General features: G+C 72.6%; 25 protein-coding genes and 1 pseudogene. 10 read left to right on the forward strand and 16 right to left on the reverse strand.

What is annotated here, in order from left to right:
- Positions 1-931 (forward strand): annotated as a pseudogene (locus tag AC1DZA_RS09620) (hypothetical protein); the annotation flags it as partial.
- A gap of 18 nt (positions 932-949) precedes the next feature.
- Here the strand turns inward: AC1DZA_RS09620 and AC1DZA_RS09625 are convergent.
- Together AC1DZA_RS09625 and AC1DZA_RS09630 are read right to left on the reverse strand one after the other, a co-directional pair.
- The gene (locus tag AC1DZA_RS09625; RefSeq protein ID WP_476761290.1) at positions 950-1,630 is read right to left on the reverse strand and encodes a response regulator; all 681 of its coding nucleotides are present in this window, start codon (positions 1,628-1,630) and stop codon (positions 950-952) included.
- Positions 1,623-3,725, reverse strand: coding sequence for a sensor histidine kinase (locus AC1DZA_RS09630; RefSeq protein WP_476772577.1), 2,103 nt, complete (start codon positions 3,723-3,725; stop codon positions 1,623-1,625). Before AC1DZA_RS09630 ends, AC1DZA_RS09625 begins: the two co-directional genes overlap by 8 nt.
- 197 nt (positions 3,726-3,922) lie before the next feature.
- On the opposite strand from AC1DZA_RS09630, the gene AC1DZA_RS09635 reads away from it, so the two are divergent.
- Together AC1DZA_RS09635 and AC1DZA_RS09640 are read left to right on the forward strand one after the other, a co-directional pair.
- A complete protein-coding gene (locus tag AC1DZA_RS09635) occupies positions 3,923-4,414 on the forward strand; it encodes a hypothetical protein (RefSeq protein ID WP_476772578.1) in 492 nt (163 codons plus the stop codon).
- Complete coding sequence (locus AC1DZA_RS09640; RefSeq protein WP_476772579.1) at positions 4,398-5,936, forward strand: multicopper oxidase family protein; 1,539 nt, start codon at positions 4,398-4,400, stop codon at positions 5,934-5,936. The genes AC1DZA_RS09635 and AC1DZA_RS09640 overlap by 17 nt, the downstream gene beginning before the upstream one ends.
- A 5-nt stretch (positions 5,937-5,941) precedes the next feature.
- On the opposite strand, the gene AC1DZA_RS09645 is transcribed toward AC1DZA_RS09640, so the two are convergent.
- From AC1DZA_RS09645 to AC1DZA_RS09655, 3 genes are read right to left on the reverse strand one after another with little or no spacing between them, the layout of a single operon-like run.
- Positions 5,942-6,355 (reverse strand): nuclear transport factor 2 family protein, encoded by a 414-nt coding sequence (locus AC1DZA_RS09645; protein WP_476772580.1) that lies wholly within the window; start codon positions 6,353-6,355, stop codon positions 5,942-5,944.
- A 2-nt stretch (positions 6,356-6,357) separates the two neighbouring features.
- Entirely contained in the window at positions 6,358-6,822 is a 465-nt protein-coding gene (locus AC1DZA_RS09650) for a nitroreductase/quinone reductase family protein (RefSeq protein ID WP_476772581.1), read from the reverse strand.
- A 40-nt stretch (positions 6,823-6,862) separates the two neighbouring features.
- Positions 6,863-7,513, reverse strand: coding sequence for a GyrI-like domain-containing protein (locus AC1DZA_RS09655; RefSeq protein ID WP_476772582.1), 651 nt, complete (start codon positions 7,511-7,513; stop codon positions 6,863-6,865).
- A gap of 114 nt (positions 7,514-7,627) precedes the next feature.
- Between AC1DZA_RS09655 and AC1DZA_RS09660 the strand changes: the two genes are divergently transcribed.
- From AC1DZA_RS09660 to AC1DZA_RS09680, 5 genes are all read left to right on the forward strand, one after another.
- The gene (locus AC1DZA_RS09660; protein WP_476772583.1) at positions 7,628-8,995 is read left to right on the forward strand and encodes an FAD-binding oxidoreductase; all 1,368 of its coding nucleotides are present in this window, start codon (positions 7,628-7,630) and stop codon (positions 8,993-8,995) included.
- Entirely contained in the window at positions 8,992-9,552 is a 561-nt protein-coding gene (locus AC1DZA_RS09665) for an SRPBCC domain-containing protein (protein ID WP_476772584.1), read from the forward strand. The genes AC1DZA_RS09660 and AC1DZA_RS09665 overlap by 4 nt, the downstream gene beginning before the upstream one ends.
- 43 nt (positions 9,553-9,595) lie before the next feature.
- Positions 9,596-10,474 carry an RNA polymerase sigma-70 factor gene (locus AC1DZA_RS09670; RefSeq protein WP_476761299.1) on the forward strand — a complete coding sequence of 293 codons (879 nt, stop codon included), beginning with the start codon at positions 9,596-9,598 and terminating at the stop codon, positions 10,472-10,474.
- Positions 10,464-10,814 (forward strand): sigma-70 family RNA polymerase sigma factor family protein, encoded by a 351-nt coding sequence (locus tag AC1DZA_RS09675; protein WP_476772585.1) that lies wholly within the window; start codon positions 10,464-10,466, stop codon positions 10,812-10,814. Before AC1DZA_RS09670 ends, AC1DZA_RS09675 begins: the two co-directional genes overlap by 11 nt.
- 112 nt (positions 10,815-10,926) lie before the next feature.
- A complete protein-coding gene (locus AC1DZA_RS09680) occupies positions 10,927-11,685 on the forward strand; it encodes an SDR family oxidoreductase (RefSeq protein WP_476772586.1) in 759 nt (252 codons plus the stop codon).
- A 34-nt stretch (positions 11,686-11,719) separates the two neighbouring features.
- On the opposite strand, the gene AC1DZA_RS09685 is transcribed toward AC1DZA_RS09680, so the two are convergent.
- From AC1DZA_RS09685 to AC1DZA_RS09705, 5 genes are all read right to left on the reverse strand, one after another.
- Positions 11,720-13,087, reverse strand: coding sequence for a glucose-6-phosphate dehydrogenase (locus tag AC1DZA_RS09685; protein WP_476772587.1), 1,368 nt, complete (start codon positions 13,085-13,087; stop codon positions 11,720-11,722).
- A gap of 105 nt (positions 13,088-13,192) precedes the next feature.
- A complete protein-coding gene (locus AC1DZA_RS09690) occupies positions 13,193-14,068 on the reverse strand; it encodes an RNA polymerase sigma-70 factor (RefSeq protein ID WP_476772588.1) in 876 nt (291 codons plus the stop codon).
- Entirely contained in the window at positions 14,065-14,658 is a 594-nt protein-coding gene (locus tag AC1DZA_RS09695; protein WP_476772589.1) for a carboxymuconolactone decarboxylase family protein, read from the reverse strand. Before AC1DZA_RS09695 ends, AC1DZA_RS09690 begins: the two co-directional genes overlap by 4 nt.
- A 98-nt stretch (positions 14,659-14,756) precedes the next feature.
- Positions 14,757-15,104 (reverse strand): nitroreductase family deazaflavin-dependent oxidoreductase, encoded by a 348-nt coding sequence (locus AC1DZA_RS09700; RefSeq protein ID WP_476772590.1) that lies wholly within the window; start codon positions 15,102-15,104, stop codon positions 14,757-14,759.
- An 81-nt stretch (positions 15,105-15,185) separates the two neighbouring features.
- The gene (locus AC1DZA_RS09705) at positions 15,186-15,548 is read right to left on the reverse strand and encodes a nuclear transport factor 2 family protein (RefSeq protein WP_309974145.1); all 363 of its coding nucleotides are present in this window, start codon (positions 15,546-15,548) and stop codon (positions 15,186-15,188) included.
- Between the two features lie 138 nt (positions 15,549-15,686).
- Here AC1DZA_RS09705 and AC1DZA_RS09710 point away from each other — a divergent pair, with 138 nt between their 5' ends.
- Both AC1DZA_RS09710 and AC1DZA_RS09715 read left to right on the forward strand, forming a co-directional pair.
- Entirely contained in the window at positions 15,687-16,715 is a 1,029-nt protein-coding gene (locus AC1DZA_RS09710; protein ID WP_476772591.1) for an NADPH:quinone reductase, read from the forward strand.
- A gap of 37 nt (positions 16,716-16,752) precedes the next feature.
- Complete coding sequence (locus AC1DZA_RS09715; RefSeq protein ID WP_476761306.1) at positions 16,753-17,124, forward strand: hypothetical protein; 372 nt, start codon at positions 16,753-16,755, stop codon at positions 17,122-17,124.
- 51 nt (positions 17,125-17,175) lie between these two features.
- Here AC1DZA_RS09715 and AC1DZA_RS09720 read toward each other — a convergent pair whose 3' ends face one another.
- From AC1DZA_RS09720 to AC1DZA_RS09745, 6 genes are all read right to left on the reverse strand, one after another.
- Positions 17,176-17,652 (reverse strand): cupin domain-containing protein, encoded by a 477-nt coding sequence (locus tag AC1DZA_RS09720; RefSeq protein ID WP_476772592.1) that lies wholly within the window; start codon positions 17,650-17,652, stop codon positions 17,176-17,178.
- A gap of 143 nt (positions 17,653-17,795) precedes the next feature.
- The gene (locus AC1DZA_RS09725; protein ID WP_476763692.1) at positions 17,796-18,257 is read right to left on the reverse strand and encodes an SRPBCC family protein; all 462 of its coding nucleotides are present in this window, start codon (positions 18,255-18,257) and stop codon (positions 17,796-17,798) included.
- Positions 18,254-18,613, reverse strand: coding sequence for an ArsR/SmtB family transcription factor (locus AC1DZA_RS09730; protein WP_476763693.1), 360 nt, complete (start codon positions 18,611-18,613; stop codon positions 18,254-18,256). The genes AC1DZA_RS09725 and AC1DZA_RS09730 overlap by 4 nt, the downstream gene beginning before the upstream one ends.
- Before the next feature lie 84 nt (positions 18,614-18,697).
- Positions 18,698-19,426: an MBL fold metallo-hydrolase gene (locus tag AC1DZA_RS09735; protein WP_476763694.1), complete on the reverse strand. Its 729-nt coding sequence runs from the start codon at positions 19,424-19,426 to the stop codon at positions 18,698-18,700.
- Between the two features lie 11 nt (positions 19,427-19,437).
- Positions 19,438-20,538, reverse strand: a complete 1,101-nt coding sequence (locus AC1DZA_RS09740; protein WP_476772593.1) for a hypothetical protein — start codon at positions 20,536-20,538, stop codon at positions 19,438-19,440.
- 109 nt (positions 20,539-20,647) lie between these two features.
- The gene (locus AC1DZA_RS09745; RefSeq protein ID WP_476772594.1) at positions 20,648-21,118 is read right to left on the reverse strand and encodes an NUDIX hydrolase; all 471 of its coding nucleotides are present in this window, start codon (positions 21,116-21,118) and stop codon (positions 20,648-20,650) included.

Raw genomic sequence — 21,118 nt, forward strand, 5'->3', positions numbered from 1 at the left:
GGGCGCGGCCGCCGCCGCGGGCGCAGGCGCGGCCGCGGGCGCCCGGCCGGCGGATGCCGCGACCTCCGTCGAGTCCACGACGGAACGGCTCGACGACGCATCCGAGCCGGACCCACCCACGGTGGCCGCGCCGACCGAGCGGCTGGGCGAGGCATCCGGCGCGGCGCCCGACGCGGTCGAGGCGACCGGACCGCCCACCGCCACGACCGAGCGTCTGCAGCCGACCCCTCCTCCCCCGGCACTGGCGTGGCTCCTGCAGCCGTCGGCCCCATCGGAGGCGGTCGACGCCGACCCGGTGGCGCCGTCGCCCGACGCTCCGCCCGCGCACGCCGGACGCCCACCGCGCCGCCGCGGCCTCGTGGTCTCGACCGTCGTGGTGCTCGGCCTGCTCGTCGCCGGCGGCGCGGTCGTGCTCGGCGCCCTGTTCTCGAACGCCGGCGGCGTGGGGGCGGCGCCCGAAGCGGGCGAGTCGCCCACGGCCGCGCCCGCGACCTCCTCCGCTTCGACGCCGTCAGCCGAGCCCGAGCCGCAACCCGCGCCCGCGCCGAGCCCCAGCGCGTCCGCCGAGCCGACGCCGACGCCGACGCCGCAGCCCCAGCCCGCGACCCCCGAGGAGCGGGTCGTCGACACCCTGACCGGCTACTACGCCCTCGTGCCCGGCGACCTCGACACCGCCTGGACGATGATGACGGCCGACTACCAGGAGAACCACGTCGGCGGCAGGGGCGCCTACGAGGACTTCTGGAACGACGTCGCCGCCCTGCAGATCACCGACGTGACGGCCACCGCCCCCGACCAGGGCCAGGCGACGCTCACCTACACGTTCACCGACGGCTCCATGGTGCAGGAGGTGACGGCGTATCGGCTCGTGGACGAGGGCGGCGTGCTGAAGATCGCCGCGACCGAGGTGCTCAGCAGCGTCGCGCTGTGAGCCGTCCGCGCCGGCGAGTCAGGCGCTCGTGCTCTGCAGGAACGCGAGCACCGCCGCGACCCGCCGGTGCACGCCCGACTCGGGCAGCCGCAGCTTGGTGAAGATGGCGTTCACGTGCTTCTCGACCGTCGACGACGACAGGAACAGCGCCTGTTCGATGCCCGCGTTGGTCTTGCCCGCGGCCATCTCGCGCAGCACCTCGAGCTCGCGCGGCGACAGCGCCGCCAAGGGGCTCGCCGCACCGGCGGCGCTGCGCCGCCGCACGAGCGTGTCGACGATCTGGGGGTCGATCACCGAGCCGCCGGCGCATACCTCGCGGAGCGCGTGCACGAGGTCCTCGAGGTCGCCGATGCGATCCTTCAACAGGTAGCCGAGGCCGGCCGAGCCGTCGTCGAAGAGCGCCAGCGCATAGCTCTCGTCGGCATGCTGCGACAGCACGACCACGCCGGTCGTCGCCGATGCGGCGCGGATCGCGTGCGCGGCCTCGATGCCCTCCATGTGGTGGCCCGGCGGCATCCGGATGTCGGTGAGCACCGCGTCGGGCGCAAGCCGCCGCACGGCGTCGAGCAGCTCGATGCCGTTGCCGACCGACGCGACCACGTCGATCTCGCCGGAGTCCTCGAGCAGGCGCCGGAGGCCCTCGCGCACGAGGTAGTTGTCCTCGGCGATCACGACGCGCAGCACGCCCGGGTCATCCACCGCGTCCGCCTCCCGGACCGGCTGCCTCGGCCCCCGCCGATGTCGCGACGGGCAGGTCCACCGAGACGGTCGTGCCCGACGGCTCGGCCGCCGACACGCGCACGGTCCCCCGCAGGGCCGCCACCCGGTCGCGGATGTTCGCGAGCCCGCCGCCCGACGCCGACGCCGGCGACACCGCGCCCATGCCGCAGCCGTCGTCGCTGATCGAGATGCGCAGATGGCCGTTCGAACGCGCCAGCCCGACCGACGCGTGCGTCGCGTTGGCGTGCTTGGCAGTGTTCGCGAGGGCCTCCCGCACCACGTAGTACGCGGTGGTCTCCACGTCGTCGGGATACCGCTCGGCGCGCACCGCGGCATCCGCCTCGACCGAGAGCGGGATGGGATAGCGGGCCACGCCCGACTCGACCGCAGCGACCAGCCCGTTGTCGCTCAGCACCGGCGGGTGGATGCCCTGCGCCAGCTCCCGCAGGTCGGTGAGCGTCTCCCGGGCCTGGTCCTGCAGCTCGGCGAGCTCCGCAGGGGCGAGCTCGCCGCGCTCCAGACGATTGCGGGCGAGCCGGAGGCCGGCGATCTGCGCGACCACGTTCTGCTGGATGCCGTCGTGCAGGTCGCGCTCCAGGCGCCGGCGCTCGTCGTCCTGCGCGGCCACGAGCCGCTCCCGTGAGGCGGTGAGCTCGTCGAGCTGCTCGGCGAGCTGGGCGGTGAGACGCACGTTGGCGACGGATGCCGCGGCCTGGCCCGCGACGGTGCGCAGCAGCACCCGCTCGGCGTCGCTGTACTCACCGTGATGCCGGGGTCCCACCTCGATGCGCCCGAGCACCTCGTCGAGGCGCAGGAGGTCGGCGGCGAGCGTCGGCTCGGCGGTGTCGGCGGCCGAGGTCGCACCCGGCACGTCACCCGCCGCCCCGACCGGCGACGCGGCGAGCGCCCCATCGGTCGACACCAACCGGATCCGCACCCACGACGCATCGAGTCCGTCGTACACCGCGTGCGCGAGACGGGTGAGCAGGTCGCGCGGCTCGCCAGCGCCCTCGAGTCGCGAACCGAGCTCGCTGAGCATGTTGAACTGGCGCTCGCGATCGCCGAAGAGCGTGCGGTGCAGGCGCCGCTGCGCCCACCCGCGAACCGGCAGCAGCACCATCGCGACGAGCACGGTGATGAGCACCGCAGGCAGCACGTCGAGCTGCGGCGTGAGCAGCACCGCGGGCGTCGCGACGGCGATGCCGTAGAGGATCGTGATGAGCAGGTCCGACGAACGCCCGACGACGCGACCGCGATCCCCGGGGGCGATGTCGAAGGCGCCGTAGCGGAGGATGCCGTGGATCGCCGAGATGGGCAGGGCGAACAGCGAGACGAGCACGAGCACCTGCACGACCCAGCTGGCCGGGAAGAACGTCCAGGCCCAGAACATCACCATGGCGACGCCGATCGTCAACGCCGTCACTCGGGTGCGCGCCCGCACCGGCGGCGAGCCGAACAGGGCACGCGTCGCGAGCACCGCGAGGCTGACGGCGACCGCAGGCCACGGCTGCACGAAGAGGTACTCCACCGCGGGCGCCGCCCATTCCAGCCACGGGACGACGTACGGGTTCGCGACGGTGTCGCCGCTGACGCCGAGGTACGGCGACGTCACGACGTGCGGGGTCGTGATCAGGGTCAGCGGCCCGACGAGCATCGGCGTCCAGAGCGCGACGACCGCGATCCGCTGCCAGCGCAGCTCGGCGACCCCGTCGGGGAACGTCGCGAACACCACGAGGAACGCCGACGTGGCCGTCGCGTCAGCGGTCAGCCCGATCACGTTGAAGAGCGGGAACCACGGCTGCGCGAGCACGTCGAGGTTCGCCTGCACGAACGTCTCGTACGCCGACCCGACGAGCATCGCCGTCGAGCCGAGGGCGATCAGCAGCGCCATGCGCGACGCCGAGACGGTGAGCAGCCACATGCCGAACACGAACAGTGGCAGCGCGCCGAGCAGCGGCCAGGCGAGCTGATGGTCGAACTCGGGATGGATGAACCCCTGCACCACGACGACGTACACCACTGACGCGACCCCGATCGGGCCGAGCGTTGCGAGGCACACCCACCTGCGGTCCACACCCCCATGGTCCTCCTTCGGCGCGGCCGCCGGGAGAGGGGCATCCGCACCAGCCCTTGGGGGCTGGCCTCCATGGCGTCTGCGGTCCCCCGCCACGCGGCGTCCGGTCTGCTGCGTTCCGGCTCGGCGACGGCTCGGCGAGGGTCGGGGGCGAGCGGATGCCACGACGGCGAGCCGCACGAACAGGGAGTCCCATCATGCGCAAGGTCTACTCGTCACTGGCCTGGATCATCGCGGGCGGCGTGGTCGTGCAAGCCGCCGCCATCGCGTTCGCGTTCGGCGGCCTGCTCAACCGGGTGTCGAACGGCGACGTCGTCGACAAGGCCCTCCTCGAGAGCCGCACGGCCGGGGGCGCCGGCGAGCTCGGCTTCTGGATCCACGGGATCGTCGGCGGGGTGGTGCTGCCGCTGCTCGCAGTCGCGCTCGTCGTCGTCTCGCTCTTCGTGCGGGTGCGCGGCGCGAAGCTCTGGGCCGCGATCACCCTCGGGCTGGTGGTGCTGCAGGTGGTGCTGGGCTTCTCCCTCGTCGGCATGCCGTACCTCGGGCTCATCCATGGCGCGAACGCGCTCGCGGTCGTGTTCGCCGCGGTCATGGGCGCGTTGCGGGTGGGTCGGGCGCCGCGGGCCGCGGCTCGATCGGGTTCGACGGCCGACGCCGAGGCGGCGACCTCCGATGCCCTCTCGGCGTGAGGTCGTGCGGTGCGCCGTCGTCGGGGTCGCGGTCGTGACCGCGCTCGGCGCCGGCGCGCTGGCGTGGAGTTCCACGCTGCTCGGCGAGTACTCGGTCATGGACATGGGCGGCGACGCGAGCGGGCACGCGCCGGCCCACGCGCACGCCGGCCACGGCGGAGACGCTGCGGGCGGTGCGGGCGGCTCCGCCGCGGCATCCGGAACCGGCGGCCGCACCGGCGAGGTCAGCGTGACCTCGTTGACGGCCGACCCCGACCGGCCCGCCGACGTGCGTGTCGAGCTGGTCGCCCGGCAGCAGACGATCGAGATCCCCGGGGGTCACGCCGTCGACGGCTACACGGTGAACGGCACGTCGCCGGGCCCCGAGATCCGCGCACGCCAGGGCGACCTCGTCGAGGTGACCTTCGTGAACGAGTCGGTCGCGGATGGCGCGACGCTGCACTGGCACGGCATCGACGTGCCCAATGCGGCCGACGGCGTCGCCGGCATCACGCAGGACGCGGTGCCGGTGGGTGGCCGCTACGTGTACCGGTTCGAGGCGACGGAGGCCGGCACGTACTGGTACCACTCGCACCAGGTGTCGCACGTGCAGGTCGAGCGCGGGCTGCTCGGTGCGATCGTCATCGAGCCGTCGGATGCCGCGGGGCCGCTCGCAACCGACGGCGACGTCACCGCACTGCTGCACGTGTACGGCGGCCAGTACACGCTGAACGGACGCGTCGAGGATGAACGCGTCGCCGCCGCCCCGGGCTCCACGGTTCGCGTACGCGTGATCAACAGCGACCAGGGCACCGCCTCGGTCTGGTCGGCGGCCCCGTTCCGGGTCGTCGCCACCGACGGGCACGACGTGCACGAACCGACGGACATCGAGGGGCAGCGTCTGCTCGTGCCGGCCGGCGGGCGGGCGGATGTCGCGGTGCAGGCGCCTGCGGCCGGTGAGGCCGTGCGCCTGCACGTCGGCGGCGCCCGCAGCGTCGTGATCGGCGATCTCGAGGCACCCGCCCCCGCTCCCGTTCACCAACCGGCTGCGACGCTCGACCTGCTCGCGTACGGCGCGCCCGCCGCGCTCGACTTCGACCCGACCACGCCGGACCAGGTCTTCGACTACGTGATCGCCCGCCGCTTCGGCCTCATCGACGGACGCCCCGGCAATTTCTGGACCATCAACGGGCGCATGTTCCCCGACGTGCCGATGTTCCACGTGCGCGAGGGCGACGTGGTCGTCATGCACCTCCGCAACGACTCGGGCGACGTGCACCCGATGCACCTGCACGGGCACCACGTCGTCGTGCTCTCCCGCGACGGGGTCGCGGCATCCGGAAGCCCGTGGATCGTCGACTCGCTCGACCTGCACCCGGGCGAGCGCTACGACGTCGCGTTCCTCGCCGACAACCCGGGCATCTGGAGCGACCACTGCCACACCCTGCCGCACGCGGTCGACGGGCTCATCGCCCATGTCATGTACGAGGGCGTGACGACGCCGTTCACGATCAACGGCGAGGCGGGCAACCGGCCCGAGTGAGCGCGTCAGGCGTCGCCGGGACGGGCGCCCGAGAGCCCTTCGACCGCCGATTCGATGTCGCCCGCGTCGCGCTCGAGGTCCTCGACGTACAGGGTCCCGGCCACGATGAGGCCGTCGCGGACCTCGAACAGGGTGACGCCGCGCACGTCGAACGGCTGCTCGTCGGAACGGGTGCCCGTCCACGCCCACTCGCACCATTCCAGGTCGCCGTCCTGCGTCGACCGGACGAGCTCCGCTTGGAAGTCGGGTATGCCCGAGAACATCGCGCCCCAGTTCGCGCGCACCTGCTCCCTGCCCACGAAGGTCCGCCCGGGATGCGCAGGTTGCCGGCTGTCGTACTCAGGATGGAACAGGGCGACCATGGCATCGAGGTCGTGGGCGTTGATCGCCGTCACGAGCCGGTCGATGGCGGCGTGCATGGCTATGCGCCGTTCGGGCGCGGCGTCAGCCGGATCACGGGGATCTCGCGGTCGGTGATGCGCTCGTACTTCGCGAAGCCGTGGGCCGCGGCGGTGATCTGCGCCCACGCCGCGCCGCGCTCGGCCCCGTGCAACTGCTCGGGCACGACGTCGATGCGCTGGCCGGCGAACTCGATGCGGACCCGATCGGGGTGGGAACGGATGTTCCAGTACCACGCCGGGTTCTTCGCGGCGCCCGAGGCGGAGGCGACGATGTACCTCGCCTCGCCGCCGGCGGGGAACCAGCGCACCGGGTTCATCCGCTCCTCGCCGGTCTTGCGCCCGACTGTGACGAGCACGACCTTCGTGCCGCTGCGGTCTCCCTTGCGGCGGATGCGGTCGACCATCATCCGGTTGCCCCACTGCTCGAGCCTGCTGTGGCCGGGCTGGCGGGCTCCGCGTGTTCCGTTGGGGGTGTCGAGGGCCATGGGTCGCCTCCTCGGTGTGCTCTCCCAAGTATCCCGCGGATCAGCGTGAGCGCACCGGCTGGCGCAGCACGGTGCGCAGCTTCTCGGGGGCGGTTCGGCGTGCGTCGCTGAGGTAGACCTCGTGGTGCGGGCCGTTGAAGGTGACGCCGTGCTGCGGCATCCACTCGTCGTGCAGCCGCGCGAGGGTCGGCGCCTCGTCGTCGTACGAGCCGACGTGCAGGATCTGGGCCGACGTGCCCTCGTGCAGGTGCAGCAGGCGGAGCCCGTCGAGTGCCGGGTTCGGGTCGCCGCCACCCTTCTTCGCCTTCGCGCGCGCCGCGTCGACGGCCGCGGCGACCGCCTCGTCGTCGATCCAGTCGGGCTGGGCGATGAGCATGGTCCAGTTCCACGAGGCCTTGTCGCGCGCCACGAACGCGGCGGCATCGTCGGCCCACCAGAGTCCTTCGAGCGGCGCGACGACGAGGTCGCGGCCGTGCTCGCGCCTGCTCGCGAACTTCACCGCGTACGCGACGCCGAACAGCGCCTCTACCGCCTGCCGATAGGCGACTGCCTCGTTGGGGTCGCCGTGCCCGTCGACCGCGAGGTAGCGCATGGGCGGCACCTCGACGACGGCGAATCCCTTCGCCGACGGGGCGTACAGCTCGCGATGGGCGCGCTTGACGTCGTACTTCGCCTCGGCCGGTTCGGTCATACCCGGATCGTACGGGGGCGCCCCGACAGTGACGACCGGATGCCTCGGCCGGACGTCCCCCTTCCCACTGTCGGTGCCCGGCGATACGTTGGGCGACGGACCGAAGGGATGACGATGACCGACTCCACGCACCTCGACCGACTCCGATCCGACCTGCAGGGCACGCTCGTGCTCGTGGGCGATCCCGACTACGACACGGCTCGCCTGGCGTGGAACCTCGCCGTCGACCAGCGGCCCGCAGCGATCGCCACACCGGCAGACGTCGCCGACGTGCAGGCGATCGTTCGCGCGGCGCGCGAGGGAGGCTACGGCGTCACGACGCAGCCCAACGGACACGGGGCCGACGGCGACCTCTCGGGCGTCATCCTGATCCGGCCGTCGCGCTTCGACGAGATCACGGTCGACCTCGCGTCCCCGCTGCTGCGCGTCGGCGCCGGCGTCAACTGGGGCCGAGTGCTCGAGCGCCTCGACGGCACCGGCCACGTCGCCCTGGCCGGCTCGAACCCCGAGGTGAACGTGGTGGGGCTCGCGCTGAACGGCGGGCAGTCGATGTTCAGCCGCCGCTTCGGCCTCACCGCGCGCTCGATCATCGCCGTCGAGCTGGTGGATGCCGCGGGCGAGGTGCGACGCGTCACCGACGCCGACGACGCCGACCTCATCTGGGCGCTCCGCGGCGGAGGCGGGCTGTTCGGCGTGGTCACCGCCATCGAGCTGTCGCTGTATCCCGGCGAGTCGCTCTTCGGCGGCAGCCTCGCCTTCCCGGCGCGCAACGCCGTCGACGTGCTCACCGCCGCGTTCGAGCTGGCACGCGACATCCCCGAGCTCGGCCTCGACATCGGCATGGCCAGGTTCCCCGACCTGCCCATGCTGCCGCCGCCGCTGCGCGGCCAGACCCTCGCCACCGTGGCCCTCGTGCACATCGGCGACGAGGACACCGCCCGCTCCTACGCCGACCGGCTCATCGCAGTCGCCGAGCCGGTCGCGAACACGCTCACGCCGTTCACGATCGGCTCCCTCGCCGCCGTGGCCGCCGAGCCCGTCGACCCCATGCCGAGTGCCGACTTCGGCGGCTCGATCGACCGGCTCGACGAGGCGTTCGCGCGCGAGTTCGTCGACGCGTTCCTCGCCGGCGCCGACCTCGGCCTCATGCGGTGCAGCGTGCGTGCGCTCGGCGGTGCCATCGCGGATGACCTCGGCGCCGAGTCCTCGGCGGTGGGCGCGGTGCATGCGGGCGGGTTCCTGAACTCGGGCGTGGTGCTGTTCGACGCGACCCTCGACCCCGGCCCCGCGCTGCAGCCGCTGCGCGACCTCGTCGAGCGGCATCCGGGCGACCGCACCGTGCCGACCTTCCTCGGGCTCGGGTCGACGCTCGCCGACGCCTACCCGGCCGAGGTCGTCGACCGGCTCGCGGCGGTGAAGCAGCGAGTCGATCCCGACGGGATCTTCCGCAGCAACCGACCGTTGACACGCGCCGCGGCGTGAGCTCGGACGGCGCAGCCGCACCGCTGGGCGGCGCATTCACCGAGACGGCACGGCTCGACGCGCCCCCAGCACGGGTCTTCGCCGCGTTCCGGGACGAGCCCGTCCGTCGCAGGTGGTTCCGGCAGCCCGGCGACCGCGCACGTCAGACCTATCTGCTCGACTTCCGGGTGGGCGGCCGCGAGATCGCCACGACGGTCTTCGCCATGCCCGACCGGGAGGAGCACGTCGAGTACGCGTCGACCTTCATCGACCTCGTGCCCGACGAGCGCATCGTGCTGAGCTACAGCGTGCGCATCGACGACGTGCTGCGGTGGGCGGCGCTTCGCACCATCGGGCTCTCTGCCGATGGTGCCGGCACGCAGCTCGAGTGGACGGAGCAGTACCGCTTCTTCGCGCTCACCGACATCCCGGCTCACGACGTCGCGCACCTCGAAGGCAGCACGCGGCTGCAGCTGAACGGGCTGGCCGCCGTGCTGGCGGACACCGCGCCCGCGGCATCCGGAGCAGAATCTTCCCGGATGCCGTCACAACCGCCGGCGCCATCCGGTCTCAGCTGACAGGGGCGCATGCGGCCCCATCCGCCGACCGACAGGACACGACATGGATGCGAACCTCGACGACGCGCTCGCCGTCTTCACCGCCGTGCGACCGCGGCTGTTCGGCATCGCCTACCGCATGCTCGGCAGCGCGTCGGAGGCTGAGGACCTCGTGCAGGATGCCTGGCTGCGCTGGCAGGGCACCGACCGGTCGGTCGTGCAGGAACCGGCCGCGTTCCTCGCCACGACGACGACGCGCCTCGCCATCAACGCGCTGCAGTCGGCGCGCGCCCGCCGCGAGACCTACATCGGTCCGTGGCTGCCCGAGCCGGTCGACACGAGCGCCGATCCCACCCTCGGCGCCGAACGTGCCGAGGCACTCGGCTTCGCCGTGCTGGTGATGCTGGAACGACTCACGCCCACGGAGCGGGCCGCGTACGTGCTGCGCGAGGCGTTCGCCTACCCCTACGACCAGATCTGCGAGATCGTGCAGGTCTCCGAACCCGCCGCCCGACAACTCGTGAGCCGCGCCCGCAAGCACCTCGCCGGCGAACGACGGCGCGAAGTGACCCAGGCCGAGCAGCGCCGGCTGCTCGACGCGTTCCTCGCGGCCGCGCGGACCGGCGACCTCGAGGAGCTCGAGCACCTGTTCGCAGAGGACGTCGTGTCCTACTCCGACGGCGGAGGCGTCGTGCGCGCCTCGAGGTTCCCGGTGGTCGGGCGCGAACGGGTGGCGAAGTTCGTGCGCGCGTTCCACACCCATTTCTGGGAGGGCGTGACCGTCACCGCCGCCGAGACCAACGGCCAGCCCTCGGTGCTGCTCTCGAAGGAGGGCGTGACGTTCGCGGTGGTCAGCGTCGTCGCCGCGGCGCAGGGCATCGAGCAGGTGCTCTGGATGATGAACCCCGAGAAGCTCGCCGCGGTGAGCCCCCGTGCGTCATGACGTCTGCGCCGCCCGCCTCCGCTCCGCACTGCAGCAGGGCGACGACCTGGCGCTGGCGAGCGTGCTGAACCCCGAGATCCACCTGTGCATCGACGCCGGCGACGAGACCGGGGGCGAGGTGCGCGGCCGAGCCCGCGTCATCCGCGTGCTCAGGGAACGACTGGCGAACCGGCCGGATGCCGCGATCGAGGCCGCCCACGTGAACGGCGTCCCCGGGCTCGCGCTGCGGGGCGCCGACGGGCAGGTGCTCGGCGTGCTCTCCTTCGACCTCGGCGGGGCCACCATCGACCGGCTGTGGCTGACGACGTCGGCCGGCAAGCTCGCGCACTGGAACCGATGAACCCGAGGGCTCGAGCCCTCTTCGGCTCATCCCGTCACAAATCGACAGGCCGGCCGGTCAGAGCTTGATGACGGCAGCGGAGACGCCGCAGCCCTGACGGAAGGCACCACTCATGAAGATCGTCGTCATCGGAGGCACCGGCCTCATCGGCTCCAAGGTCGTCGAGCACCTCGCCGAGCATGGTCACGAAGCCGTTCCGGCGTCGCCGAACTCGGGCGTGAACACCATCACGGGCGAGGGCCTCGCCGAGGTGCTCGCCGGCGCGAACGTCGTCGTCGACGTGTCGAACTCGCCGTCGTTCGCCGACGACGACGTGCTCGCGTTCTTCACCACGTCGACGAACAACCTGCTCGCCGCCGAGCGCGAGGCGGGCGTCAGTCACCATGTCGCCCTCTCGGTCGTCGGCGCCGAGCGGCTGCCGAGCAGCGGCTACCTGCGCGCGAAGGTCGCCCAGGAGCGGCTCATCGAGGAGTCGGGCCTGCCCTACTCGATCGTGCGGGCGACGCAGTTCTACGAGTTCGTCGGGCGCATCGCCGACGAGGCCACCGTCGACGGCACGGCGCGCCTCAGCACGGGGCTGATGCAGCCGATCGCGGCAGCAGATGTCTCGGCCGCCGTCGCCCGCGTCGCCGCGGGCGACCCCGTCAACGGCACCGTCGAGATCGGCGGCCCCGAGCGCGTCGCGCAGGACGAACTCGTGCGCATCGCGCTCGCGGCGAAGGAAGACCCGCGCACGGTCATCGGCGACCCCGAGGCGCACTACTTCGGCACCCGGCTGGAGGGCACCGAGCTCGTTCCCGGCCCCGACGCGCAGCTGTCGACGACGACGTTCGCCGAGTGGCTGGCGGCGCAGCCGGCCGCGGTGCGGTAGGCCGCGAGGCAGTAGGGCCCCGTTGCAGTAGCCGTCAGCTGGGTTCGGGCTGCCGCCACCCGTCGGGTCCGTCGGAGCCCGCCGGGTACTCGTCGAGCGGCACCCGGCCCGCACGCCACGCGGCGAGCACGGGCTCGACGATGCGCCAGCACTCCTCGGCGACGTCGCCCCTGATCGAGAGGGTGGGGTCGTCGCCGAGGATGCCCTTCAGCACCTCGCCGTAGGGCAGGAGCGCCCCCGGCACCTGCTGGGCGACGAGCGTGGTCTGCTCGAGGGCGAACGGATCGCCGCCGCCGTTCATGGTCAGGCCGATCTCGACCTCGCCGGAGCTCAGGTCGAGCTCGATCCAGTCGGAGCGGGGCGTGCCCTCGAGCCCCTCGATCGGGGCAGCGGGACGGAACACCGCACGCGCGATCTTGCGCGCGCGCCCGAGGGCCTTCCCGGAACGCAACAGGAACGGCACCCCGCGCCACCGGTCGGTGTCGATCCCGACGACGACCTGGGCGAGTGTCTCCGTGCCGCGCTGCGGATCGACGCCGGGCTCATCGGCGTACGCAGGCAGGGAGCGTCCCTCGATCTCCCCGGCGCCGTAGCGGGCCCGCCGGCTGGAGGCCACCGGATCGTCGTCCCAGACGGCGGTCCGGCGCAGCACCGCCGCGATCGCATCGCGGAGCTCCACCTCGTCGATCCGGTCGATCGGCTCCATGGCCACGAGCGCCAGCACCGCGAGCAGGTGGCTCTGGATCATGTCGACGAGCGCGCCGGAGCCGTCGTAGTACCCGGCGCGCCCCTCGAGGCCGAGCGTCTCGTCGTAGACGATCTCGACGCGCTCGATCGCGCCCCGGTGCCACACCGGCTCGATCATGCGGTTCGCGAAGCGCGTGCCGAGCAGGTTCAGCACGGTCGCCCGGCCGAGGAAGTGGTCGATGCGGAACACCTGGCGCTCGGGCACGATGCGGGTGAGCAGCTCGTTGAGTTCGTGGGCGCTCTCGCGATCCGAGCCGAAGGGCTTCTCGAGCGCGAGTCGTAGGCCGTCGGGCACGTCGAGGTGCTCGAGCACCCGGCAGACCCGCGCGGTCACCGCGGGCGGGAGGGCGAAGTACACGACGGGCGCGTCCGAGCACGCGGCGAGCAGGCCGGCGAGCGCGTCCGCGTCGGTCGCGTCGGCCCGGACGTACCGCGTCGACTCGAGCAGCCGCGTGCGGCGAGGCTCGGGCACCGACTCGAGGGCACTGGCGACGAGGTCCCGCCACTCCTGCTCGGTGCGCTCGGTCAGCCCTGAGCCGATCACCTCGAGGTCCACCTCATGCGCCGCGAGGAGCGTGCCGAGCCCTGGCAGCAGCAGGCGCTTCGTGAGGTCGCCGTCGGCCCCGAGGATGAGCAGCGTCGCCGAATCCGTCATGCGTGCCTCCCGTGGGATGCGCGTCACACGAGGGCGCGCCTGCAGCAACGCTAAGCGTGATGCGGCCCGGCGCGCCACGCCGGCGGCGGGGTTGACACGGGCTCGTCAGCGGGTGATCGCCGCCTCCTCGTCGAGCCAGCCCAGCTTCTCGGGGTTCGCGACGGAGTAGAGGCGCGCGATCCGCCCGCCCTCGATGTCCATGCTGACCGCCCCGACCAGCTCCCCGGCGACCTCGACGCGCACGCCGGGCTGGCCGTTGACCCAGATCAGCCGCGCCGTGAACGGCTGGCCGAGCTTCGAGAGCCCGCCGACGAGGTACCGCGCCATCTTGTCAGCCCCGACGATCGGCCGGCGTGCGGCCCCGCGCACGAGTCCGCCGCCGTCGGCGACGGAGACCACGTCGGGAGCGAGCACGTCCATGAGCCCCTGCACGTCGCCCGAGCTGGCTGCCGCGATGAATCGCGCCACGACGGCCTCCTGCTCGGCGCGGTCCACGGTGACCCGTGGCCGGCGCGCGGCCACGTGGTCCTTCGCGCGGTGCGCGATCTGCCGCACCGCGGCGGGCGTCTTGTCGACCGCCCTGGCGATCTCGTCGTAGGGCACGTCGAAGACCTCGCGCAGCACGAACACCGCGCGTTCGGTGGGCGCGAGCGTCTCGAGCACGGTCAGCATCGCCATCGACACGCTCTCGGCGAGCTCGACGTCGTCGGCGACATCCGGACTCGTGAGCAATGGCTCGGGCAGCCACTCGCCGACGTACTCCTCCCGGCGCCGCGACACGGTGCGCAGGTGGTTCAGGGCCTGGCGCGTCACGATCCGTACGAGGTAGGCGCGCGGTTCGCGCACCTCGGACCGGTCGACGTCCTTCCATCGCAGCCAGGACTCCTGCAGGACGTCCTCGGCGTCGGCCGCGGAACCGAGCAGCTCGTAGGCGACGGTGAAGAGCAGGCCGCGATGCGTCACGAACGGGTCTTCGCTCATGCGGGCGAGCCTACTTCGGCCGAACGAGGGGCGATCGGGGGCAGGCCGCAGGTCGCGGCCAGCCCATCGGAGTGGATGCCGAGCGTGACGTTCATGCGGGTGGCCGTGTTCATGAGTCCAACCTTGGCGGTGAGCTCGATCAGCGCCGGGGCGCCCAGCTCCTCGAGCAGTTCGGCCGACATCGCGTCGGTGACGGCCGGCGGCGTCTGGCTCATGGCCTCGGCGTACGCCATGACCCGCCGCTCCGTCGGCGTGAACACGTCGGACTCGCGCCACCGCGGCACCTCCCGCGCCTTCGCCTCATCGAGGCCCTCGTCGTGCGCCTTGAAGTAATTGATATCGAGGCAGGCGTCGCAGCCGACCGCCGCCGCCGTGGCCATGCGCGCATACGACGACAGCTCGGGGCCGAGCTCGTGCCACGTGTCGGCCGTGCGGTTGAAGCCCATGAGGTCCTTGAGCACGGTGGGGTGGTTCCACATCACGCCGAGCGAGTCGGGGGTGCGACCGAACTTCCGGCGGGTCATCCGCTTCACCAGGGCGCCGAAGAGGCCGGTGATCTCGGCGGGCGGTACGCGCGTTGCGCTGGTCATGTCTCCTCCAGAGGTTCGTGCACGCGGTTCGTGCCGTCGACATGGAGACACCGGCCGCCCGCCGAATGTGACATCTCGGTCGGAAGTGGGAGACGCCGCTAGCCCCGCCGCAGCACGATGGCCGCCGGGAACCGGGCGACCACGGGCCGGAACCGCGGCTCCGCCAGGGCGGCGGCCTCGTCGGCGCCGACGATGCGAGGAGTCGTCGCCCGGTGGATCGTCCCCTTCCACTGCAGTACCGCGCCATCGTCGGCGACCACGTTGCGCGCCCAGTTCGTGCCGGTGCCCCACGGCAGCCCGATGAGGAACATGTCGTCGGCCACGGTGGGCACGAGGGCGATCGGGGTCGCATAGTACGTGCCGCTGCGTCGTCCGCGATGGTGGATGATGCCCCAGAGCGGCATCCATCGGCGTCCGGCGAGCGCCATCGCGAACGGCGCCGACATCCGCAGCGCCCATCGTGGCGGACCACCCGCCCGCCGCATCGGCTCGGCCATCATGTCGCCGCTGCCCGAGTCCGCCCGCCGTCAGCTCGGCAGCTCGACGGTGTACGACACGATCTCGGTGACGCGCCCGTCGACGAAGTCGTAGATGTCGCACGAGGCCACGACCGAGACGTCGCCGTCGGCCTCGGTGTAGCGGGCGAGCGTGTCGACGACGACGCTGTCCTCGCCGACGACGCTCCGGAACCGCTGGAACTCCGTCGTCACGTCGGCGAGGTACTCGGCCGTCTTCTCGCACGTCTTCTTCACCGCCTTCCGGCCCATCACGGGGTCGGTGCCGACCAGCGTCCACACGATGTCATCGGCGAGGTGCGGCAGTGCGACCTCGAAGCGATGGCTGGAGAATGCGCGGGCGATCTGCTCGGTGGTGAGGTCGGTGTGCTCCATGTGCCGTGCCCTTTCGCGCGGCCTCCCGCGCCTCGCCGGTTTGCGGATGCGATCAGGCTCCTCCGGGCGACCGCCGTCGTCAAGGGCGCATCCGGGACCGACCGGAAGAATGGCGCGATCGGCGGCGTTGCCCTCAGCATGAGAGCGATCGCATATTCGCAGACCGGTGACTCGTCCGTCCTCGCCCTCGTGGAGCGAGAGCTCCCCGAGCCGGGCTCAGGCGAGGTGCGCGTCCGCATCGTCGTGTCGGGCGTGAACCCCACCGACTGGAAGGCCCGTGCCGGTGGCCGGCCCGGCACGCCGACCCCGTTCCCCGAGGTGGTGCCGAACCAGGACGGCGCTGGCGTCGTCGACGCGGTCGGCGCCGACGTGACCGGCCTCGAGGTGGGCGACCGGGTGTGGGTGCTCCTCGCGGCGCACGCCCGACCGACCGGCACCGCACAGGAGTACGCGGTGCTTCCCGCCGAGCGGGTCGTCAGGCTCCCGGATGCCGCGAGCTTCGACATCGGGGCCTCGCTCGGCGTTCCCGCCATCACCGCGCACCGCGCGCTGACCGTCGCCGACGGCGGCCCGACCCGGCTCGCACCGGGCGCCCTCGACGGACGCACGGTGCTCGTCGCCGGCGGAGCCGGTGCCGTCGGACACGCGGCGATCCAGCTCGCCCGCTGGGCGGGGGCGCGCGTGATCACCACCGTGAGCTCGCCCGAGAAGGCCGCGCTCGCCACCGCGGCCGGCGCCCACCACGTCGTGAACTACCGCGTGGGCAATGCCGCCGAGGCGATCCGCGCCATCGCGCCCGACGGGGTCGACCAGGTCGTCGAGGTCTCCCCCGCGCGCAATGCCGAGCTCAACGCACGGGTGCTCGCGAACCACGGCACCGTCGCCGTCTACGCGACCGACGGCGGCGCCGAGATGACGCTCGACGTGCGTCACCACTTCGCGCTCAACGTGCGCTACCAGTTCCTGCTGCTCTACACGGTGGGCGACGCGGCTCTGGCGGCGGCCGCCGAGGACCTCGACCGGGCGCTCGCCGACGGTGCGCTCGAGGTGGGCGAGGCGGCGGGCCTTCCGCTCACGAGGTTCCCGCTCGAGCGCACCGCCGACGCGCACGACGCGGTCGAGGCCGGCACCGTCGGCAAGGTGCTCATCGACGTCACCGATGCCTGACCTCGGCCGGCGGTGAGCCCGCGATAGGCTCGCCGCCGTGCCCGCCGCGATCGCCCTGACTGTCATCCTCGCCCTGCTCGCCGTCTTCCAGCTCGCGCTCGTGCTCGGCGCGCCGCTCGGACGCTTCGCCTGGGGCGGCACCCATCGGGTGCTCCCCGCACGACTCCGCATCGGCAGCGCCGTGTCGATCGTGGTCTATGCGGTGATCGCCGTGCTCGCCCTCGACCGCGCGGGCGCGATCGACCTCGTGCCCGACATCGTGTCGACGGTCGGCATGTGGGTCGTCTTCGCCTACTTCGTGCTCGGCATCCCGCTCAACGCGATGTCGCGAAGCCGCCCCGAGCGGTACACGATGACGCCGGTCGTCGCGGTGCTCGCGGTGCTGAGCCTCATCGTGGCCCTGACCTGAGCGCTTCGTCGGTGGGTGCCGGAGGGTGATGCCGCCTGCGGCGACCGCCGCTCAGGCGTGCTGGTCGGGCTCGCCCTCCTCGGGCTCCACGGCCCACGACGGCGGCTCATCCTTGCCCGACTTCTCGGCCTTCTCCGCATCATCGGAGGTCGGCTGCACGGCGCCGGCCGCGTGGTGCACGGGCGCGTACACGGTGTAGAGCCGCAGCGGCACATCGCCCGTGTTCTCGACGTCGTGCCACGTGCCGGCGGGAACCTGGATGCTCCAGCCGTCGCTGACATCCTGCTGGAAGCTGAGGTCGTCCTTGGACGGGCCCATCTTGGCGCGCCCCCGCCCCGCGTCGACCCGCAGGAACTGGTCGGTCTCGGGGTGGGACTCGAGGCCGATCGACTCGCCGACCGGGATCGACATGAGCGTGACCTGCAGGTACTTGCCGGTCCAGGCGACGGTGCGATAGTTGGCGTTCTGCCTCGTCGCGGTCTCGATGTCGAAGGCGTTCGGCTCCGGCCCGTTGTCGGTGATGTCCATGGTGTCGCTTCCCTTTCCACGATGGTCGGTCGACGGATGCCGCGTGGCGGCGCTCCTCCTCGAGGCTAGCCACGGCGGGTGCGCACCCCCTAGGGGTTGCGCACCCGCCGATCGACCCTGCATCTGCTGCGCGAGACCGGGGACTACGTGAGCGCGCCCTCCAGCTTCGCGAAGCACCCGCGCCAGCCCTCGGCGTTCTGGTCCCGCAGGGAGGCGTCGGCGTGGCCCGTCTGCCGGAACCGCATGCGCGTGCGCGGGGCATCCGGCGTGCCGACGTCGTCGAGCTCGACCGTCACGAGGGTCTCGGGGCCGGCCTCTCCGCCGTGGACCTGGGTCAGCGTCAGCTGGATGCGCCTGGGTGGATCGAGCTCGAGGAAGGACCCGCGCTCGGAGTACGCGCGGCCGTCGCCGGCGCGGAACTCGAGGCTCCACGCGCCGCCCGGCCTGGCGTCGGCGTCCGCCGCCACGGTGGCGTAGTCGCCTGGGGCGAACCAGCGGGCGAGGGCGTCGGCGTCGGTCCAGTAGGCGAACACCCGCTCGGATGCCGCGTCGAACTCCTGCTCGATCTCGACCGCGAGTCCGCGGTCGGCCTGGGTCGTGCTCATGATGTCTTCCCCTCATCGGTGTGGTGCGATTCGGCGATCGCGTCGCGCTCGAGCTCGCGCCCGAGAGCGGCGAACCGCTCGTCCCAGATACCGCGATACTCCTCGAGCCACCGATCGACCTCGGTGAGCGGTTCGACCCGCAGCCGGCTCGGCCGGCGTTGGGCGTCGCGGCTGCGAGACACGAGGCCGGCCTCCTCGAGCACGCCGACGTGCTTCGAGATGGCGCGCTGCGTCAGGTCGAAGGGCTCGGCGAGCTCGGCGACGGATGCCTCTCCGACGACCTTGAGGCGAGCGAGGATCGATCGCCTCGTCGGGTCGGCGAGTGCCTGGAACGTGCGACTGAGTGCATCGGTCATTTCGTACCAATCGGTTCTGGAACTACTTGGTTCCATTAACGCGCTCGAAGCACCATCTGTCAAGGGCCACGTCGCCGGCGTCGGTCAGCGAAGGCGGAGCGACGGTCCGTGGCCGGGCAGGATGACCTCGAACGGCCGCCCGTCGAGCACCGTGTCCATCGACGCGCGCGCGAGCGCGTCGTCGTGGTTGAACATCGGCGCCAGCACGCCCGGCCCGTGATCCCTCGACGTCGGATGCCCCGTGACGATGCCATCGCCGCTGACGAGCACGCCGTGCTCGGGCAGCCAGTACATGAGGTGACCCGGCGTGTGGCCGGGCGTCAGGAGCGGAACGACCCGGTGACCGCTGAAGCGGTGCTCGCGATCGGGCTCGATCGGGCGCGGGTCGGGCACCCCCACGTCGGCGAGACCGCCCGCCGCGATGGCGCGGGCCGTCCACGCGATGACCGACGGCCGCCAGAGGCTCGGCAACAGGTCCCGCACGCCCACCTGGTGCGTCACCTCGCGGGTGACGTTCGGCAGCTCCTCGGCCGACGCGAGCACCGCGGCATCCGGCCACTCGACGAGCAGCCAGCGGATCCCGCCGATGTGGTCACTGTGCCCGTGGGTGACGAGCACGGCGGTGAGCTCGCCCCCGAGGTCGCCGAGCACGCGGGACACACGTTGCCGGTCGCTCGGGTAGCCGGCGTCGATGAGCGTGAGCGTGCCGTCGCCCGACAGCACGGTCCAGTTCACGAGCGGCGTCTGCACGAAGTGGATGCCGGGTGCGATGACCTCGACGTTCGGCTGCGTTCGCCCCGCGGTGCGCATCATGGTCGTGACGGTCAGGAGGTCTGGGCCACGATGGCCTGGGCGACCGCCGGCGCGCCCGCCCCCTCGATGGCGTAGAGGGAGTCGCCGATGGCGAGGTAGGCGATCGCGGCCCGGTTCTCCGCCCCGTTTCCCACGGCACGCGCGTCGGCCGGGGCATCCGCCAACTCGAACGGCGTGAACGCCAGGTTCACGTCGGCCGCCGACCAGCGGTCGAAGAGGGACGCGAAGCCCCGGGCGGTCGTGATCGCGAGCACCGGCTGCCCGTCGACGTGGACGTCGCAGGTGAAGGTGCGGGCGGCGTCGGCGACCGCCTCCTCGAAGGACCCGGGTGCGGCGGCATCCGGCTCGCTCGCGACGATCTCCGCGGCCGAACCCTCGGGCACCCCGAGGGCGTCCAGGATGCCCGTCGCGTCCAGGTCGCCGGTGCAGAGCGCGTCACCCTGCCGCACGGCGACTGCCGGCCAGGTGAGGCGCGTGGCATCCGCCTCCTGCAGCACCGGGAACGCCGTCTCGCCGACCTGTGCGAGTCGGTCCATCATCGTGTCGGCGCCGAGCCCCGCGAACCGGCCGCCGGTCGAGGTGAGCGCGGCGGCACTGAGCGTGGCCTGCACCCATCCGCCGGCCACCGGTGCCGAGAGGCGCCATCCCGCGTCGCCTCCGGCAATGGACGCCTCGGTGCCGGCGATCGGGCGCGTCATGGTCGACGGCCCGTCGCCCATCACGAGCGGAACCCACTGCGCGCCCGCGCCGGGCAGCACCTCGACGGTCAGGTAGGCCCAGTCGCTCGGCGCGTTGTACTCGGGCATGCCGGCGCCCACCCGCCACGAGCAGGCGCGTCCGCCGGCCCCGGTGAGCAGCGCCTGGTCGAAGGCGACCGACTCCTTCACCGCCGCGACAGGCTCGACGGCGACCCCGTCAGCGCCCTCGAGGGCGGCGGCGACCACCTCGGCCGGCACGAGCTCGTCACAGGTGAGCGGGCCGGATGCCACGGGCTCGGGCGACGGTGACGCCGACGGGCTCGACGTGGGAGTCGCCACCGGGGTGGCGAGGCATCCGGTGAGGGCGAAGAGAACCAGGCAGGCCGTGGCGGCGACGGCGGCGTTCAGGCGCACGGCACGAACCTAGCGCCTCGGTCGCGTCGGCGGCCGGCGAACGACGCGCGACGCGCCGCACCACGCCGCGGCGCGGCGGTCGCGCCCCGCGCCGGTGGTCACACTCGGGTCAGGCGCCACCCTCGAAACGGGCGTCGCCCTCGGCCAGGGCGACGGCGACACGGGTCCGCTGCTCCTCCGACAGGTCGCCCAGGTCATCGAGACGTCGCCATCCCACCTCGGTCATCTCGCCGTCGGCCGGATAGGGCTCGCCCTCGAGCCACGTGCACCGGAAGGTGAGGTCGAGGTAGTCCGCCTGGTCGCCGTTGTCGTAGGTGATCCGCGGGATCTGGTGCACCCACGCCAGGCGGTCCGCCCGGATGCGCACGCCCGCCTCCTCGAGCGCCTCGCGGCACGCGGCATCCGCCGGCTCCTCACCCGGATCCACGATGCCGGTGATGGGGGTCAGCGCGCCATTGTCGGAGCGGCGACCCAGCAGCACCTCGTCGCCACGGACGATGACCGCGGTCACGCCGACGAACGAGAGGGGGCGGGTGCCGAGGTGCCGGCGCAGTTCGAGCACGAAGTCGGGAGTGGCCAT

It is taken from the genome of Agromyces sp. P2_B3 (assembly GCF_056404815.1).